The organism is Schaalia odontolytica (assembly GCF_005696695.1).
Lineage (GTDB): Bacteria > Actinomycetota > Actinomycetes > Actinomycetales > Actinomycetaceae > Pauljensenia > Pauljensenia odontolytica_C.
Map to the genome: position 1 here is coordinate 2,146,300 of NZ_CP040006.1, position 15,032 is coordinate 2,161,331.

14 protein-coding genes are annotated in these 15,032 nt (G+C 68.3%); 3 read left to right on the forward strand and 11 right to left on the reverse strand.

Features of this window, described 5'->3' with window-relative positions:
- Nucleotides 1–8: 8 nt before the first annotated feature.
- Together purM and purF are read right to left on the reverse strand one after the other, a co-directional pair.
- Complete coding sequence (gene purM / locus FBF35_RS09550) at nt 9–1,169, reverse strand: phosphoribosylformylglycinamidine cyclo-ligase (RefSeq protein WP_060565899.1); 1,161 nt, start codon at nt 1,167–1,169, stop codon at nt 9–11.
- A gap of 99 nt (nt 1,170–1,268) precedes the next feature.
- Complete coding sequence (purF, locus tag FBF35_RS09555; RefSeq protein ID WP_060565900.1) at nt 1,269–2,840, reverse strand: amidophosphoribosyltransferase; 1,572 nt, start codon at nt 2,838–2,840, stop codon at nt 1,269–1,271.
- Nucleotides 2,841–3,016: 176 nt separating this feature from the next.
- On the opposite strand from purF, the gene FBF35_RS09560 reads away from it, so the two are divergent.
- On the forward strand, nt 3,017–5,521 hold the full coding sequence (locus FBF35_RS09560) for a (Fe-S)-binding protein (protein ID WP_060565901.1): 2,505 nt from the start codon (nt 3,017–3,019) through the stop codon (nt 5,519–5,521).
- Nucleotides 5,522–5,628: 107 nt separating this feature from the next.
- On the opposite strand, the gene FBF35_RS09565 is transcribed toward FBF35_RS09560, so the two are convergent.
- From FBF35_RS09565 to FBF35_RS09590, 5 genes are all read right to left on the reverse strand, one after another.
- Nucleotides 5,629–5,841 (reverse strand): molybdopterin-binding protein, encoded by a 213-nt coding sequence (locus FBF35_RS09565; RefSeq protein ID WP_060565902.1) that lies wholly within the window; start codon nt 5,839–5,841, stop codon nt 5,629–5,631.
- 76 nt (nt 5,842–5,917) lie between these two features.
- Complete coding sequence (locus FBF35_RS09570) at nt 5,918–7,474, reverse strand: hypothetical protein (protein WP_060565903.1); 1,557 nt, start codon at nt 7,472–7,474, stop codon at nt 5,918–5,920.
- A 45-nt stretch (nt 7,475–7,519) separates the two neighbouring features.
- On the reverse strand, nt 7,520–8,101 hold the full coding sequence (dcd, locus tag FBF35_RS09580; protein ID WP_003791007.1) for a dCTP deaminase: 582 nt from the start codon (nt 8,099–8,101) through the stop codon (nt 7,520–7,522).
- Nucleotides 8,102–8,147: 46 nt separating this feature from the next.
- Entirely contained in the window at nt 8,148–8,732 is a 585-nt protein-coding gene (locus FBF35_RS09585; protein WP_060565904.1) for a TM2 domain-containing protein, read from the reverse strand.
- A 214-nt stretch (nt 8,733–8,946) separates the two neighbouring features.
- The gene (locus tag FBF35_RS09590; protein ID WP_060565905.1) at nt 8,947–9,261 is read right to left on the reverse strand and encodes an NINE protein; all 315 of its coding nucleotides are present in this window, start codon (nt 9,259–9,261) and stop codon (nt 8,947–8,949) included.
- A 252-nt stretch (nt 9,262–9,513) separates the two neighbouring features.
- On the opposite strand from FBF35_RS09590, the gene FBF35_RS09595 reads away from it, so the two are divergent.
- A complete protein-coding gene (locus FBF35_RS09595; RefSeq protein ID WP_060565906.1) occupies nt 9,514–10,350 on the forward strand; it encodes a base excision DNA repair protein in 837 nt (278 codons plus the stop codon).
- 80 nt (nt 10,351–10,430) lie between these two features.
- Here FBF35_RS09595 and FBF35_RS09600 read toward each other — a convergent pair whose 3' ends face one another.
- Genes FBF35_RS09600 through FBF35_RS09610 form a run of 3 tightly spaced genes read right to left on the reverse strand, consistent with a single transcriptional unit; the run spans nt 10,431 to nt 13,686 of the window.
- A complete protein-coding gene (locus tag FBF35_RS09600) occupies nt 10,431–11,762 on the reverse strand; it encodes an ABC transporter permease (RefSeq protein WP_060565907.1) in 1,332 nt (443 codons plus the stop codon).
- On the reverse strand, nt 11,759–12,613 hold the full coding sequence (locus FBF35_RS09605; RefSeq protein ID WP_060565908.1) for an ABC transporter ATP-binding protein: 855 nt from the start codon (nt 12,611–12,613) through the stop codon (nt 11,759–11,761). The genes FBF35_RS09600 and FBF35_RS09605 overlap by 4 nt, the downstream gene beginning before the upstream one ends.
- Complete coding sequence (locus FBF35_RS09610) at nt 12,610–13,686, reverse strand: efflux RND transporter periplasmic adaptor subunit (RefSeq protein ID WP_060565909.1); 1,077 nt, start codon at nt 13,684–13,686, stop codon at nt 12,610–12,612. The genes FBF35_RS09605 and FBF35_RS09610 overlap by 4 nt, the downstream gene beginning before the upstream one ends.
- Nucleotides 13,687–13,849: 163 nt before the next feature.
- Between FBF35_RS09610 and FBF35_RS09615 the strand changes: the two genes are divergently transcribed.
- Nucleotides 13,850–14,467 carry a GNAT family N-acetyltransferase gene (locus tag FBF35_RS09615; protein ID WP_060565910.1) on the forward strand — a complete coding sequence of 206 codons (618 nt, stop codon included), beginning with the start codon at nt 13,850–13,852 and terminating at the stop codon, nt 14,465–14,467.
- Between the two features lie 115 nt (nt 14,468–14,582).
- Here FBF35_RS09615 and trxA read toward each other — a convergent pair whose 3' ends face one another.
- The gene (trxA, locus tag FBF35_RS09620) at nt 14,583–14,948 is read right to left on the reverse strand and encodes a thioredoxin (protein WP_060565911.1); all 366 of its coding nucleotides are present in this window, start codon (nt 14,946–14,948) and stop codon (nt 14,583–14,585) included.
- Nucleotides 14,949–15,032: the final 84 nt, after the last annotated feature.

A 15,032-nucleotide genomic window follows, 5' to 3' on the forward strand; every position in this document is an offset into this window, starting at 1 on the left:
AGCACAGCTCAGCCCACGCGGTACTCGCCGTGCAGCAGCACGGCGCCCGCCTGGACGCCCTTCGTGCCGGAGATGAGGCGCACGCCGGAGGAATCAGCGCCGAGGTCGGCGACCGACCCGAAGCCGGCCACGGTTCCGTCGGCGGCGGCCGACGTGACGGAGCCCAGGACCCACGCGGCCACCCCGGCCTCGTTGATCGCGGACAGGACCTCGGAGGCCACAGAGGCCGAGACGACGGCGACCATGCCGACGCCCAGGTTCAGGGAGTCCTCCATGCCGACCCAGGTGACGTCGCCGCCGCGGCGCACCCAGTCGAACACGGCGGGCACGGTCCACGTGGAGCGGTCGACCGTCGCCACCGCGCCGACAGGCAGGACGCGCGACAGGTTCGCGGCCAGGCCGCCGCCGGTCACGTGCGAGTAGGCGTGGATGCCGCCGACGCCGAAGCGCTCGACCAGGTCCAGGCACAGGCGCGTGTACAGGCGGGTGGGCTCGAGGAGCTCCTCGCCGAGGGTGCGGCCGAACTCGGCCACGTGGGACTCCAGCGAGGCGCCGACGCGGGAAACGACGGAGCGCACCAGCGAGTAGCCGTTGGAGTGCAGGCCGGAGGAGGCCATGGCGATAACGACATCGCCGTCGGCCACGCGCTCGGGGCCCAGCAGCTTGGAGGCGTCCACGACGCCGGTCGCGGCGCCCGCGATGTCGTAGTCGTCGGGTTCCATGACGCCCGGGTGCTCGGCGGTCTCGCCGCCGATGAGGGGCGTGCCCGTGGCCTCGCAGGCGCGCGCGATGCCGGTGACGATGGAGGCGATGCGCTCGGGGACAACGTGCCCGCAGGCGATGTAGTCGGTCATGAGGACAGGGCGCGCGCCGATCACGACGATGTCGTCGACGACCATGCCGACCAGGTCCTGGCCGATCGTGTCGTGCACGTCCATGGCCTGCGCGATCGCGATCTTCGTGCCCACGCCGTCCGTGGAGGTCGCGAGCAGCGGCTTCTCCATGCCCAGCAGCGCCGACGCGTCGACCATGCCGGCGAATCCGCCGGTCGCGCCCAGGACGGTGGAGTCGTGGGTGGCGGCGACCGCGCTCTTCATCAGCTCGACGGCGCGGTCGCCCGCAGCGGTGTCGACGCCGGCTGTCGCGTAGTCCAGGGGGGTATCGGTCATGGGTGGTGCCTTTCGCGGATGGCGCTCGACGAGGCCGTGTCTGGGTGGACGGGGTGAGAACAGCGCCCGCGGCGCCGGGTGGCGTCGCGGGCGTGGAGGTTAGCAGGGGGTGGCGTCGGGAGTTCCGGGCACGGGCGTCCCGGCGGGAATCGTCTCCGGGTATTCGCCGGTGAAGCAGCCGATGCACAGGGACGTGCCCTGTCCGGTGGCACCAACCATGCCGTCGATCGACAGGTAGGCCAGCGAGTCGGCGCCGATGGATTCGCGCACCTGTTCGACGCTCATCGACGAGGCGATGAGCTCGGCGCGCGTCGGGAAATCGATACCGAAGAAGCACGGCCACAGCACCGGCGGGGACGAAATGCGGATGTGCACCTCGGCGGCCCCGGCCTCGCGCAGCATCTTGACGAGCGCGCGCTGCGTGTTACCGCGAACGATCGAGTCGTCGATGACGACCAGGCGCTTACCTTCGATAACCTCGCGCAGCGGGTTGAGCTTGAGGCGGATGCCCAGCTGGCGCAGGGACTGCGTGGGCTGGATGAACGTGCGGCCCACGTACGCGTTCTTCACGAGGCCCTGGGCGAAGGGAATCCCGGACTCCTGCGCGTAGCCGATCGCGGCCGGCGTACCCGAGTCGGGCGTGGGGATCACGAGATCCGCCTCGATGGGGTTTTCGCGCGCGAGGGCGGCACCCATCTCGTGGCGCGCGGCGACGATCCGGCGCCCGCCGATCGTCGTATCGGGGCGGGCCAGGTACACGTACTCGAAGACGCAGGTGTTGGAGCGGCGCACGGCGAAGCGGCGCGAGTGCACGCCCGACGCGTCGATCGAGATAAGCTCGCCGGGCTCAACCTCGCGCACGAAGGTCGCGCCACACAGGTCCAGGGCGGCGGTCTCGGAGGCCACGACCCAGCCAGAGGCCAGGCGGCCCAGCACGAGCGGGCGGTAGCCGTGCGGGTCGCGCGCGGCGTACAGCGTGTTCTCGTCCATAAAGACCAGGGAGAACGCGCCCTTGATGCGTGGCAGGACCTTCAGGGCGGCACCGACGAGGGGCGCGGGCTCTAGGTCGTCAGCAACCGACGAGGCCGGGGCGGCCTCGTCCCCGTCGGTCTCGGAAGGCGTCACGGACGGCGACGCGATGAAGGGGGTCGGCCCGGGGATGCGGTCGGCCATGCCCAGCAGCGCGGTCACGAGGGAGGTGTCGGTGGAGGCGCCGCGTTCGAAGTCCTCGCCGTCGTCGGCGATCTCGGAGGCCAGCTCGCGCAGCTCGACCGTGTTGGTGAGGTTGCCGTTGTGGGCCAGGGCGAGCGTGCCCGTGGGGGTGGGGCCCAGGGTCGGCTGGGCGTTGCGCCACACGTCCGCGCCGGTCGTCGCGTAACGGACGTGGCCCAGGGCGATGTGGCCGCGCAGGCCCTGGAGGGACTGCTCGGAGAACACCTGAGAGACGAGGCCCTGATCCTTGTACACGAGGATCTGCTTGCCATTCGACGTCGCAATACCGGCGCTCTGTTGGCCGCGGTGTTGCAAGGCGTAGAGGGAGAAGTAGGTCAGGCGGGAAACGTCCTCGCCCGGGGCCCATACTCCGAAGACCCCGCAGTGATCATGCGGGTGATCGTCTCCGAAGAGTTCCTGGGCGGACAGTGTCATGTCTGGCTGCGAGACGGGAAGCACGCTCTCACTCTCCCATACTTTTCCCCTCCTCGTGGCATATATCCACGTTGTGGCGAGCACACGCAGGCCCAGCAAACACGACGCGCAGCGCGTAATTGCGCACGCTTTGCGGGGCAGAATCGGTCTCTCCAGTGTCGAGATGACACAATGGAGTGCAGCAATCTTGAGGAGGAAACGTGGCCAATCCGACGCTGAGCGCCATCATGTGGGGACTCGCCCTGCTGGTGAGCGCTGTGGCCGTCCTGTCGTTCGCGCGAGGCCTGACGCACATGTGGCGCACGGTCTCGGCGGGCACGCCCGATCCGGGACGCCTGACCCCCGTGGGCAAGCGCCTCTGGGGCGTCGTCTCCGCAGCCCTCACGCACCGCGAGTTCAAGGGGCGGCCCTGGATCAAGGCCGCCCACTGGCTCGTCATGGTCTCCTTCCCGATCCTCTTCCTCGCCCTGGTCACGGGCTACGCCCAGCTGCGCGTCCAGACCTTCACGCTGCCCCTCCTCGGCCACTTCACGCCGTGGGAGTGGCTCACCGAGGTCTTCGCCTGGGGCGGTCTGGCCGGCATCATCGCCCTGATGGTCGTGCGCCAGCGCGCCGGGCGCGGCACGGCCGCCGAGGCGGCCCTCTCGAACGACGACCCCGACGCCGCTGCTGCCGCGGCCGACCCCGAAGGAACCCCGCCCTCGTCCCTGGCCAAGCCCCACCCGCGCGATTCCTCCCCGCGCGGCCTGGCCTCCCGATTCCTCGGCTCGACCCGCTGGCAGGCGCTCTTCGTCGAGTGGGTCATCCTCATCGTGTGCGCGTGCGTCGTGGCCCTGCGCGGCCTCGAATACGCGCTCTTCAGCGTGACCCCGGGCCTCGAGGCCCACGCGAGCGCCCTGCACTTCCCGCTCACCGGCTGGCTCGGCGCGCTCTTCGCAGCCGCGGCCTCCTCCTCGGCCGCCTCGCTGGCTAACGCGATCGTGCTGGTCAGCGCGCTCAAGGTCATCACCTCCATGACCTGGCTGACGGTCGTCGGCATCCAGACGGGCATGGGCGTCGCCTGGCACCGCTTCGTCGCGATCCTCAATCTGTACACGCGTCGCAACGCGGACGGCACGAAGTCCCTGGGACCGGCCGACCACATGCTCATTGACGGCAAGCCCGTGACCAGCGAGGACGACTTTGACGACCTGCCCGAGGACACGGTCCTCGGCGTGGGCACGATCGACGACTTCTCGTGGAAGGCCCGCCTGGACCTGTACTCGTGCACCGAGTGCGGCCGCTGCCAGGAGCTGTGCCCCGCGTGGAACACCCAGAAGCCCCTCTCCCCCAAGCTGCTCATCATGGGCCTGCGCGACCACATGGAGTCCGCCTCCAACGTGCAGATCGTCGAGCAGGAGGAGGGCCACCAGAAGCTCGAGGACGGAGAGGTCCTCCTCGACAAGGGCGTGCCGGCCTCGCCGCACTCCTTCGACCTGGTGTCCGCGCTGTCCCTGTCGGGCGCGACCGGCCCCGAGGGCGTCTCCGCGGTGACTGCTCCCCTGGTCCCCGAGGTCGTCTCCGAAGAGGTCCTGTGGGACTGCACGAACTGCGGCGCCTGCGTCGAGCAGTGCCCCGTCGACATCGAGCACATCGACCACATCCTCGACCTGCGCCGCCACCAGGTCCTCATGGAGGGCGCGTTCCCCCGCGAGCTGGGCCGCGCGTTCCGCGGCATGGAATCCAAGGCGAACCCCTACAACCAGCCCGCCCGCAAGCGCATGGAGTGGGCGAAGAAGCTGGACTTCGACATCCCCGTCGTCGGCGAGGACATCGAGGACGCCTCCGAGGTCGACTACCTGTTCTGGGTGGGCTGCGCGGGCGCCTACGACGACACGGCGAAGAAGACCAGCGCCGCCGTCGCCGAGCTGCTGCACACGGCGGGCGTGTCCTTCGCGGTCCTCGGCTCGGGCGAGTCCTGCACGGGCGACCCGGCCCGCCGCGCCGGCAACGAGGCGCTCTTCCAGATGCTGGCCGCCCAGGCCATCGACACGCTCAAGGAAGCCAAGCCCCAGAAGATCGTCGTCTCCTGTGCGCACTGCTTCAACACGATCGCCGGCGAGTACCCGGAGCTGGGCGGCTCATTCGACGTCGTCCACCACACGCAGCTCCTCAACCGCCTGGTGCGCGACGGCCTCCTCACGCCGGTGGCCCCCACTTCCGCTGCATCTACGGGTGCGGATTCCACGGACGAGGCCGGGGCACAGTCCGCGGGCAGTGCTCCCTCGGTCGGCGCACCCCTGAAGGTCACCTACCACGACGCGTGCTTCCTGGGCCGCCACAACCGCGTCTACGAGCCGCCGCGCGAGCTCGTGGGCTCCCTGCCAAACGTGGAGCTCGTCGAGATGCCGCGCAACCGCGACCGCGCGATGTGCTGTGGAGCGGGCGGCGCGCACGCCTGGTTCGAGGAGACGCGCGGGACCCGCATCGCGGACGCCCGCATCGTCGAGGCCGCCTCCACAGGCGCGGACGTCGTCGCGACGGCCTGCCCCTTCTGCTCCCAGATGCTCGGCTCGGCCTCGGGTACGTCCGCCGGCTTCGTCTCCTCCGACGCCAACCAGGGCGGCACGAACGCCGAGGGGGCCACTGCCTCGTCGGGCGGGAAGCTCCCGGAGGTGCGCGACGTGGCCGTCATGCTGCTCGAGTCCGTCAAGCGCGGCCAGTAACGCACGCGCACGGCGCGCACGCCACAGTGCGCACCGCACGCAAGCCCCACAAACAAAAGGGTGGCCCCGCAGGAACACCTGCGGGGCCACCCTTTAACGAAAGAAAATCAGTCCTCGACGCCGACGATGACGTTGGAGGCCTTGATAACGGCGACGGCCTTGGAGCCGACGGTCAGGCCGAGCTCCTCGATGGCGGAGTTCGTGATCGACGAAGAGATGACCAGGCCGGGAGCAACCTCGATCTTGACGATTCCGTTCACGGCGCCCTGAGAGACCTCAACGACGGTGCCGGGGAGCTGGTTGCGTGCAGAGAGCTTCATGGTGTGCCCTTTCGTTCATTCGGGTATGTAGACACAGACACACTACCGGGCGATGCACGCGGCGTCTACAGCTGACCTATTCCCCGTCCTCCGGGGAGATTTCCTCGAGACCGACGAGGAAGCCGTCCTCGTCGATGACGTTGCCGCCCACGAGCGTTGCGATCATTCCGGCGGCCTTCTCCACGTCCTGGGTCGAGCGCAGGCGCTCGAGGCGAGCGGTGCGGCTCATCGTGCCAACACCGGGCGTCGGCGCGGAGGTGGGCAGCCAGCGGACCTGATATTCGATGATGGCTCCGGCCGTCCACGGCTCCCAGCGCAGGACGCGCGGCGGCGTGGGCACGGCGTGGACCTCGATCATCATGTCCGAGCGGTGGCCGATCGGGCTCATGAGGGCGTAGCCGTCGACGACCTGCGGCTTGTCACGCTGTGCCTCGTGCTCCTCGCGGGCCTTGGCGATCTTGGAGGCGATGTCCTTGCGAACCGGGCCCAGCTCGGCCTTCAGCTTCTCGATCTGGGCGATCTGCGCGGGGGTCAGCGGGACGGGCTTGGGAGCCTCAGGCGTGATGTCGCGCGCGTCCTTCATCTGCTCGAAACCGGCGCGCTCACGCATCGCGGAGAGCAGGTCCTCGGGGTTGATCCAGCGCGGCGAGTACACCGTCAGGTTCACGGCCGAGTCGGCGTCGGGGACCATGACGTAGCCGCTGCCCGCGATGCGCAGTCCGCCCGCGAGGCGGCGGGCCATGCGGCGCAGCGCCTCGAGCACGCGGTACTCCAGGCCCGTGGGCAGGCCGTCGGGGAACGCCTTGTCCCACTCGCCCATGACGCCGTTGTTTTGCTGGCGGGCGGGCGCCTGCGGGCAACGCAGGACCCACGCGTTGGACAGCGAGGCCGGGGTGCCCAGCGCCGCGCGCGTCGGCTGGTCGAGGGTCCACGGGCCCTCCAGCTCGGCGTCGGAGGAGAGGCGCAGGCGTCCCGGGGCGATCCATCCGGCCTCGTCCCACATGGAGATCGCAAGGGCCTCGAGCTCGGCGGGATCAACCGCGTCGGAGACGAGGAACAGATGATGCTCGCGCGCAACGTCCAGGTCGATGACGCCGGCGGGCTCGCTCACCTCAATGGCGGCGGCGATCGGGATAGTGGCCTCAGCGCTCGTGACTTCACCGTCGGCCGCGATCTGGAAGGCAGCATCCGTCGAAGTCATCGTCGTCAGGCCGACGTTCGTCTGGGTGAGCGGGTTATCCGTCGCGCTCATCGGCGTCGGATCCGCGAACGAATGGTGGGCCGAGGCCATGCGTTCCTTGAGGGAACGCCTCACCGGCGCGGCCTGGGGAGCCTCGTCCCTGTTGGTGACCTGCTCGCGCGGCGTCATACCGGGCAGTGCAACACCCTGAATGACGCCCGTGCGCGTCTGACTGGGAGCCACCGGGGGGATGCCGACCTCGGCCTCGTGACCGGCGCTTCGCTGCGGCGCGACCTGCACCTGAGGAACACCCATGACGGGCGTCGGCTCGGGCGGCTCCGGCGGGGGCGGTGCCTGCAGGTCAGCCGGCTCTGGAGCGGGCGGCTCCGGCAGGTCGGCGGGATCCGGCGCTGGCGGATAGCTCGCCTCGCGGGCCGCGCGCTCGGCGCGCATGCGTTCAAGCCGGGAGGGCGGAGGAGGAAGAGCCGACATCGGGTATCACCGTTCGATGCGGGTGCGCGTAAAGCGCTCGTGGGTGCGCGAGGGCGTCGGCCCGCGCTGGCCCTGGTAATGAGAGCCGAGGCCACTGGAACCGTAGGGGTGCTCGGCCGGGGAGGACAGGTCGAAGAAGCACAGCTGCCCGATCTTCATGCCGGGGTAGAGCAGAATCGGCATCGTCGCCGTGTTCGACAGCTCCAGAGTCACGTGGCCCGAGAAGCCAGGGTCAATGAAGCCCGCCGTCGAGTGAGTGAGCAGGCCGAGGCGGCCCAGGGAGGACTTGCCCTCAAGGCGCGCGGCGATGTCGTTACCGAGGGTCACCAGCTCGTAGGTAGCGCCCAGGACGAACTCGCCGGGGTGCAGCACGAAAGGCTGATCGGGGCCCACGTCTACCTGGTGGGTGAGGTCCGACTGGTCCGCCGCCGGGTCGATCACCGGGTAGCGGTGGTTATCGAAGAGTCGGAACAGGCGATCCAGGCGCACGTCGATGCTGGCCGGCTGGACCAGGTCCCGGTCGAGCGGGTCGAGCTGGATACGTCCAGAGTCCAGAGAGGCCTTGATGTCGCGGTCACTGAGCAGCATGACTCGATTGTCGCATACTCAGCGCCGCGACAACAGCCTCAGGGGGTCACTGCAGGGGCTGGCCCTGAGCGTCGTAGGCGTAGGAGCCGGAACGCATGAGGAGCATGATGAACTCGATGAACGCCCAGATGCCGGAGATGGGCGCGCCGATGAGAGTGATCGTCAGAACCACCTGAATAATGCCCTTCGTGGTGTAGCCCAGGTAGAAGTTGTGACCGCCGAAGCCACCCAGGAAGAAAGCCAGGAGCACGGCGACAATCCACTGCTTGGGGGCGGTACCGAAGACGGGCTGACCGTAGGCCTGCTGGCCGTAGCCGGGCTGGCCGTAGGCCTGCTGGCCGTAAGCCTGCTGGCCGGCCGCGTAGGCCGCCTGCTCGTAGCCGGGCTGACCGTAAGCACCCTGAGCGTTCGCGTCGGGGCCGGGGACGCCGTAGCTCGGCTGCTCGGCCTGGGCGTAGGAGTCGGCCGCGGGAGCGTCGTACGCAGTGCCGTAGGTCGTCGCACCGGGGGTCGCCGTGGCCTCGTCGTAAGCGGGGGCAGAGGTCTGGGGGAAGGCGGGTGCCTCGGGGGCGGGGACCTGGGCGGCATCCTCGGGCTGGTAGGGGGTGGCCTGCGGATCAGGCGTCGTCATGGGAAAGCCTTTCGATAGACGTGGGGGCCGAAATGGCCTGACTGGTACAGGGTAGCGTGCGGTCGGCATTCAGTGGTAACCGGTCCACCCCGACCCATCCCTGATTAATCCCGGAGCGACCCGAGCGGGTATAGAAGAAGTGCGGGGCCCGGCATGTTGCCGGGCCCCGCGCGTGACGTTGTTAGCGCGCGCGTAATGCGCGCACAGGCACAACTCAGACGGTGGGAACGCCGTTGGCGTCCTTCTCGTAGATCCACTTGCCCAGGAAGGTCATGATGGCCACGACGAGCAGAACGACGGCCCACGCGTAGTAGAGCAGGCTGAAGATGGTCGAGATGAAGCCAAGATCCAGGACGGTCGGCACCACGAGCACGAGGGAGATGACGATCTTGTAGATGGCGTACTGGGTGTAGCCGAGGTAGAAGTCACCAATGCCGAAGCCGCCGAGGAAAAGGTTGAGAAGGCCAGCGATGACGCGGGACTTACCCTGGACGGGGGCGTTGTAGCCGGGCTGCTGAGGAGCGGACATGTTGTCTCCTATGTATTGATGGGACCCCACATGGGGTGTTTTGAAAACACGGTCAGACTAGCGGACCGTTTTAAATTTGACAACAATCGCCCATTTTTATGTAGCAGATCACAGGTTAATTCCTTTCGTTCGTCACGATGAAGTTTTGTTCCATAGACTGACTGAGTGTTCATAAATCCAACGGCGGAGGCCACACGAGCACTCCACTGCGACCTGCCCCATTGGTTCGCGACGCACAAGCGCGACCTACCAATGCGCGCAGCCGACGTCTCTGACTGGGGGACCCTCGTCTTTGAGATCATGAGCCAGCAGACGCCCATCGCACGCGTCCAGCCGATCTGGCTCGAATGGATGGAACGCTGGCCCACCCCGGAGGACGTGGCGGCCGCGTCCTCCGCCGACATCATTGTTGCCTGGGCAAACCTTGGATACCCCTCCCGCGCCCTGCGCCTCAAGGCCTGCGCGGCCGCGATCGTCGAGAAGCACGGCGGAGAGGTCCCCCTCTCCCTCAAAGAGCTGACGCTCCTGCCGGGCGTCGGCACCTACACCGCGTCCGCGCTGCTCGCGTTCCGCCACGGAATCCGCGTGCCGGTCCTGGACACGAACGTCCGTCGCGTGCTGGTCAGATTTCTGGACGGCCGTGAGTTTCCTCCCCACACCACTCCCTCGAAAGCGGAAACAATGCGGGCCGATGCAATTTTGCCCGAAGACGGGCACCACGCGGCCGAGGTGAGTTTGTCTCTCATGGAATTCGGGGCTCTGGTCTGCACGCAGCTCAGCCCCTCCTGCGACGAGTGCACGATCCACGCAAACTGCGCGTGGGCCACCGCCGGATTCCCCAAGGACGAGAAGCGACCCACGCCCCAGCCCTACGCGGGCACCGACCGCCAGGCGCGCGGACGCATCATGAAGGCCCTGCGCACCGCTCACTTCGAGGGCACGGACGGCCTCACTAAGCGCAAAGTCCTCGACGCCGCCCGCATTGACGGGGGCGACCGCTACCAGCCCACCCGCGTCTACCGGGCACTCCTGAAGGACGGCATGATCATCTACGACCAGGACACGAATCGAGTCACCCTCCCTCGATGACTCCATAGGCAGGAACGAGGCAGGGGCCCCTTCACCCGAGGACCGCGGTCCCGGGAGGGAGCCACGGCCTCGTCTGTGCATCAGTAGCGGATCGCGTCAATCGGTTTGATGCGCACCGCCGCGAGCGCTGGGATGATGCCGCACAGGGCACCGATGCTCGTGGAGATGGCGACGCCCGCGATGGCAGCACCGGCGGGGAATGCCGGGGTGTCGCTGAGCGTGACGCCCAGGGCCTCGAGGGGCAGGAATCGCACGACAACGACCGCGATGCCCACGCCGATGACGCCCGCGACGAATGTCGCGACGACCGACTCCATGAAGACGGCGAAGAAGACGCGCGCCGCGGAGGCGCCGACGGCGCGGCGGATACCGATCTCGCGCACGCGCTGGCGCACTGTCACGATGGCGACGTTGAGCAGGCCGAGGGCACCTAGGAACACGATGATGCCGCCGATGACCATGATGACGTTGGAGATGGTGCCCAGCTGCTCCTCGCCGATGTCCTCATGCTCGCCGCCGGAGACGGAGACCTTCCACCCCTCGCCGAGGATCGAGGCCAGGGCGCGCGGCAGGGTCTCGCGGGCCTGGTCGGCGTTCTCGGTGCCCACCCAGGCGATCATGGCCGGGGAGGTCATCTGCGGGAAGGAGACGCGCGCCGCGTCGTAATGCGCGAACACTGTGGGCATGTCGAAGGAGCTCTTCGACTTGGTGACGCCGACGACGCGCATCGCGACGCCGTCGCTCGTGTGCAGGACGATCGGCACCTGATCGATAGGGGCGCGCCCCAGCTGCTCCCAGAGAGTCTGCGAAATGACGACAGGAATCAGGCGCTGGTCGGCGTCGCTGCTCTCGACCCAGCGTCCCGCGAGCATGCGGGTGCGGTAGATGACCGCATAGGAGGGGTCCACGCCCTGGAACGCGACGCCGTCAACCATGTCGCCGATCTTCGTCAGGGGGTATCCGCGGAATTGCCCACTGGCCCTGGCCTGGCGGGTTTCGACGATCTCACCACCCCCGCTGGAAAAGCGCGACCAGTAGTGAATGTCCGTGCGTTCGGCCAGGGTGCCCATGGCCTCGCCGATGGTGTCCTTTTCGTCGGGTCGCTTCGCCGTCTGCGCGCCGGTGGCCGCGGCGGGATCGGACGCGTCCTGATATGGACCGCCAGCCGCCGGTCCTTCCGGGGCGTTCGAGGAGCTTTCGGGGGTCAGGCGCAGGGTGACCGAGCGCCCCTCGTAGAGTTCCGCCAACTCGCGCGAGGACTGCAGGAGCAGGTCGCCGAGCGCGATGACGATCGTCATGGCGGCGACGGCCGCGACCACACCCACGAGGGAGAGGACGACGCGCGCCTTCTGGACCTTGACCTCGCCCCAGGCCTCGATGAGCGCACCCAGGATCTGACTAACGGCGTTCACTGCTCACCCTCCTGCGACATCTCGGGGGACGAGGCCTGCTCGGCTTCCGGGTCACCCTCGGCGGGCGGACGCGGAGGTTCGGCCACAGCGGATTCTGAGCCCACCTGCTCAGCCCCGGCCTCGTCGCTGCCATGCCCGGCTTCCGCGCGGTGCGTGAGAGCGGCAGGGTCCTCGACCTCGTGCAGCATGCCGTCGTAGAGCTCGTAGGCGCGCTGCGCCCGAGCTGCCACCGCCATGTCGTGCGTGATGACGATGAGGGCGGCGTTGGACTCGCGGGCGACCTCCTCCAGGAGGGCCATGACGACGCGGCCCGTGTCCGGGTCGAGGGCGCCCGTCGGCTCGTCGGCGAGGATGACGCGCGGGCGGCGTACGAGGGCGCGCGCGATCGCGATGCGCTGCTGCTCGCCGCCACTCATCTCACCCGGGTAAGAGTCCGCGCGCTCGCCCAGGCCCACGCGCTCAAGCATGTCAATCGCAATCGAGCGCCTGCGCAGCAGCTGGGGGCCGGGGGCGTACAGGAGGGGAACCTCGACGTTTTCCGCGGCCGTGCGCGCCGAGAAGATGTTGAATTGCTGGAACACGAAGCCGAAGTCTTCGCCGCGCATGCGCGCGCGGCGCCCCTCGCTCAGGCGCGTGGTGTCCACGCCGTCCAGCTCGTACGTGCCCGAGGTGGGGGTATCCAGCAGGCCGATAATGTTGAGCATCGTGGACTTGCCGGTGCCCGAGCGGCCCACGATGGAGACGTGCTCGCCCTGGGCGACGTCCAGGTTGACGCCGCGCAGGATGTGCAAGTCGTCCCCGTCAGGCAGGGTCACCGTGCGGGTCACGTCCCGCAGGCACACGAGACTCATTGCGTGCCCGCCGTGCCGCCCGAGCCCCCGGCCATGCCAGAGTCCATGCCGCCGTAAGGGCCGGTCTGCCCGTCCTGGTTGTCCTTGTTCGAGGTCGGGGTGAACTCCAGGATCTCCTCGCCCTCCGTCAGCCCCTCTTTGACCTCGACCATCTTGCCGTCCGTGATGCCCAGGGTGACGGCGCGCTTCTCGGGCTTGGTCGGGTCGGAGGTCGGCAGATACACGGTGCCGGACTGGTAGCGGCCCTCAACCGCGGAGATCGGCACCGCGAGGACGCCCGTCGCCGAGCCCGCCGTCATCTCGAGGGTGACCTGCAGGCCTGCGAACACCGTCTGATCGGAGGGGATCGCGCAGCGGGCCTTCAGGTCCGTCGAGGAAGAGGCGCCGTTATCGGACCCGGCATTCGCCTTGGGATCCTGCGCCTTGCCGGTCGGGCTCACCAGCTTGACGCCCGAGCACTCGAAGGGCGCGGGGCCGTTCTTAATGGTGACGGTCGCGGTCGACGGGGCGTCCTGGAGGCGGTACATCTGGTCCGCGCTCAGGGAGGCGACCGCGGAGAAGGTCGCAGGCGCAATCGTCGCAACCGTGTCGCCGATCGCGAACTGCTGGCCGACGAGCACGCTCGTCGAGACTGTGCCGTCACCGGGTGAGACGACCGTCTCGTACTTGTAGGTCGGCTCGGCGGTCTCGACGCTGACGTTGCCTTCCTCATCGGTGACCTGGCGGGTCTCGCCGGGGATCTCCTTGCGGATCTGCACGATGGCGTCGCCCTTGGAGATCTTGTCGCCGTCGTTGACGAAGGTGCGCACGACGTTGCCGTCCAGGGTCGCGCGGGCAACGACCGGCTCGTCGGCCTGGATCGTACCCGTCACACTCACGGTGTTCGTGATGTCGGCGCGGCCCACCTCGATCGTCATCTGCCCGAAGTTGCCGCCCGGGTCCATGCCGTCAGTGCTCTTATCCTCCTGCGCGGCAGGAAAGAACGCGAACTTCACCAAGGCCACGGCAATAACTACCCAGGCAAGAACCTTGACGATGTCGAGCACCTGGGCGGTGCGGGTCTTGTGTGCCACGTGCGTCTCCTTCGATGAACGGCGTCGCCCAATTGTAAGGTGCGCCTCATTCACGCAGCAACGCTATCCCCGTCTTTTCAGGGTTTTCTCAGGGTCTATCCCGACCGCTGGGCGCAGCGCTCCCTCGCCTCTACGATGGGTAAGGAATCGACGAAAGGCAGCCATGATCCGCCGCGCCACCCCCGCAGACGCCGAGGCGCTCTCCGCCCTCTCGCGCACCTGCTTCACGCAGACATTCGGGCACCTCTACGACCCCGCAGACCTGACGGCCTTCCTCGACGAGGCCTACGCGCCCAACGTCCTGCGCGCAGAACTCGAGGACCCCGACCGGGCGACGTGGCTCCTCTTCGAGGACGTGGCCGACGAGGGCTTCTCGCGGCCCGCCCCCTCCCCCGCCGACCACCCGCGCGCACCAGAACCGGGTGACGAGGCCCCGGCCTCGTCGGCGTCCCCGGCACCGATCGGCTACGTCACCGCATGCCCCGCGCACCTGCCCCACCCGGACGTGGCGCCCAGCGACGGGGAAATCCAGCGCCTCTACATCCTGCAGGGACACCAGGGCGGCGGGCGCGGCACGCTCCTCCTCAAGACGGCGCTCGAGTGGCTCGAGCGCGACGGCCCGCGCCCCCTGTGGATCGGCGTGTGGAGCGAAAACTACAGGGCGCAGCGCTTCTACGCGCGGCACGGCTTCGAGATCGTTGGCGACTACTCGTTCATGGTGGGCGACCACGCCGACCATGAACTCATCACTCGACGTCTCCCGCGAGCGCTCGACGCATAAGTGGCGCACGCGGTACGCGCGGCGCGTCATCACCTCAGGCATTCGCGCCGACACTGGTAGACGAAAGGGCCCCGAGGCGTGATGCCTCGAGGCCCTCTCGGTTAGTAACGAGTCGTCACTTCTGCTCAGACTCGGCGATCTTCTTGCGCACGTCATCCATGTCCAGGTTCTGGATCTGGGAGATCAGGTCCTCCAGGGCAGACAGCGGCAGGGCGCCGGACTGACGGAACACTGCGATGCCATCACGGAAGGCCATCAGGGTCGGGATCGAGGTGATCTGCGCGGCCATCGCCAGCTGCTGCTGATCGTCAGTGTCGATCTTGCCGAACACGATGTCCGGGTACTTCTCGGAGGCCTCTTCGAAGATGGGGCCGAACTGACGGCACGGGCCGCACCAGGTCGCCCAGAAATCCACCAGGACAATGCCGTCGGCGGACACGGTCTGCTCGAAGTTCTCCTGCGTAAGGGTAACGGTAGCCATGATTCTCCTCTTGTCGCCGGCTTATCCGACGGTCGTTGGGGCGGGCCCGTGGGGCCTCGCGTGAACTGTCTTATTCAACGGGCG

What these genes read in the sequence shown, in the direction of transcription:
- purM (WP_060565899.1), bottom strand. Translation starts at nt 1,169, where the DNA reads ATGACCGATACCCCCCTGGACTACGCGACAGCCGGCGTCGACACCGCT.
- FBF35_RS09565 (WP_060565902.1), bottom strand. Translation starts at nt 5,841, where the DNA reads ATGAAGCTCTCTGCACGCAACCAGCTCCCCGGCACCGTCGTTGAGGTC.
- FBF35_RS09570 (WP_060565903.1), bottom strand. Translation starts at nt 7,474, where the DNA reads ATGCGCGCCGAGCGCGCGGCCCGCGAGGCGAGCTATCCGCCAGCGCCG.
- dcd (WP_003791007.1), bottom strand. Translation starts at nt 8,101, where the DNA reads ATGCTGCTCAGTGACCGCGACATCAAGGCCTCTCTGGACTCTGGACGT.
- FBF35_RS09585 (WP_060565904.1), bottom strand. Translation starts at nt 8,732, where the DNA reads ATGACGACGCCTGATCCGCAGGCCACCCCCTACCAGCCCGAGGATGCC.
- FBF35_RS09590 (WP_060565905.1), bottom strand. Translation starts at nt 9,261, where the DNA reads ATGTCCGCTCCTCAGCAGCCCGGCTACAACGCCCCCGTCCAGGGTAAG.
- FBF35_RS09595 (WP_060565906.1), top strand. Translation starts at nt 9,514, where the DNA reads ATGCGCGCAGCCGACGTCTCTGACTGGGGGACCCTCGTCTTTGAGATC.
- FBF35_RS09605 (WP_060565908.1), bottom strand. Translation starts at nt 12,613, where the DNA reads ATGAGTCTCGTGTGCCTGCGGGACGTGACCCGCACGGTGACCCTGCCT.
- FBF35_RS09615 (WP_060565910.1), top strand. Translation starts at nt 13,850, where the DNA reads ATGATCCGCCGCGCCACCCCCGCAGACGCCGAGGCGCTCTCCGCCCTC.
- trxA (WP_060565911.1), bottom strand. Translation starts at nt 14,948, where the DNA reads ATGGCTACCGTTACCCTTACGCAGGAGAACTTCGAGCAGACCGTGTCC.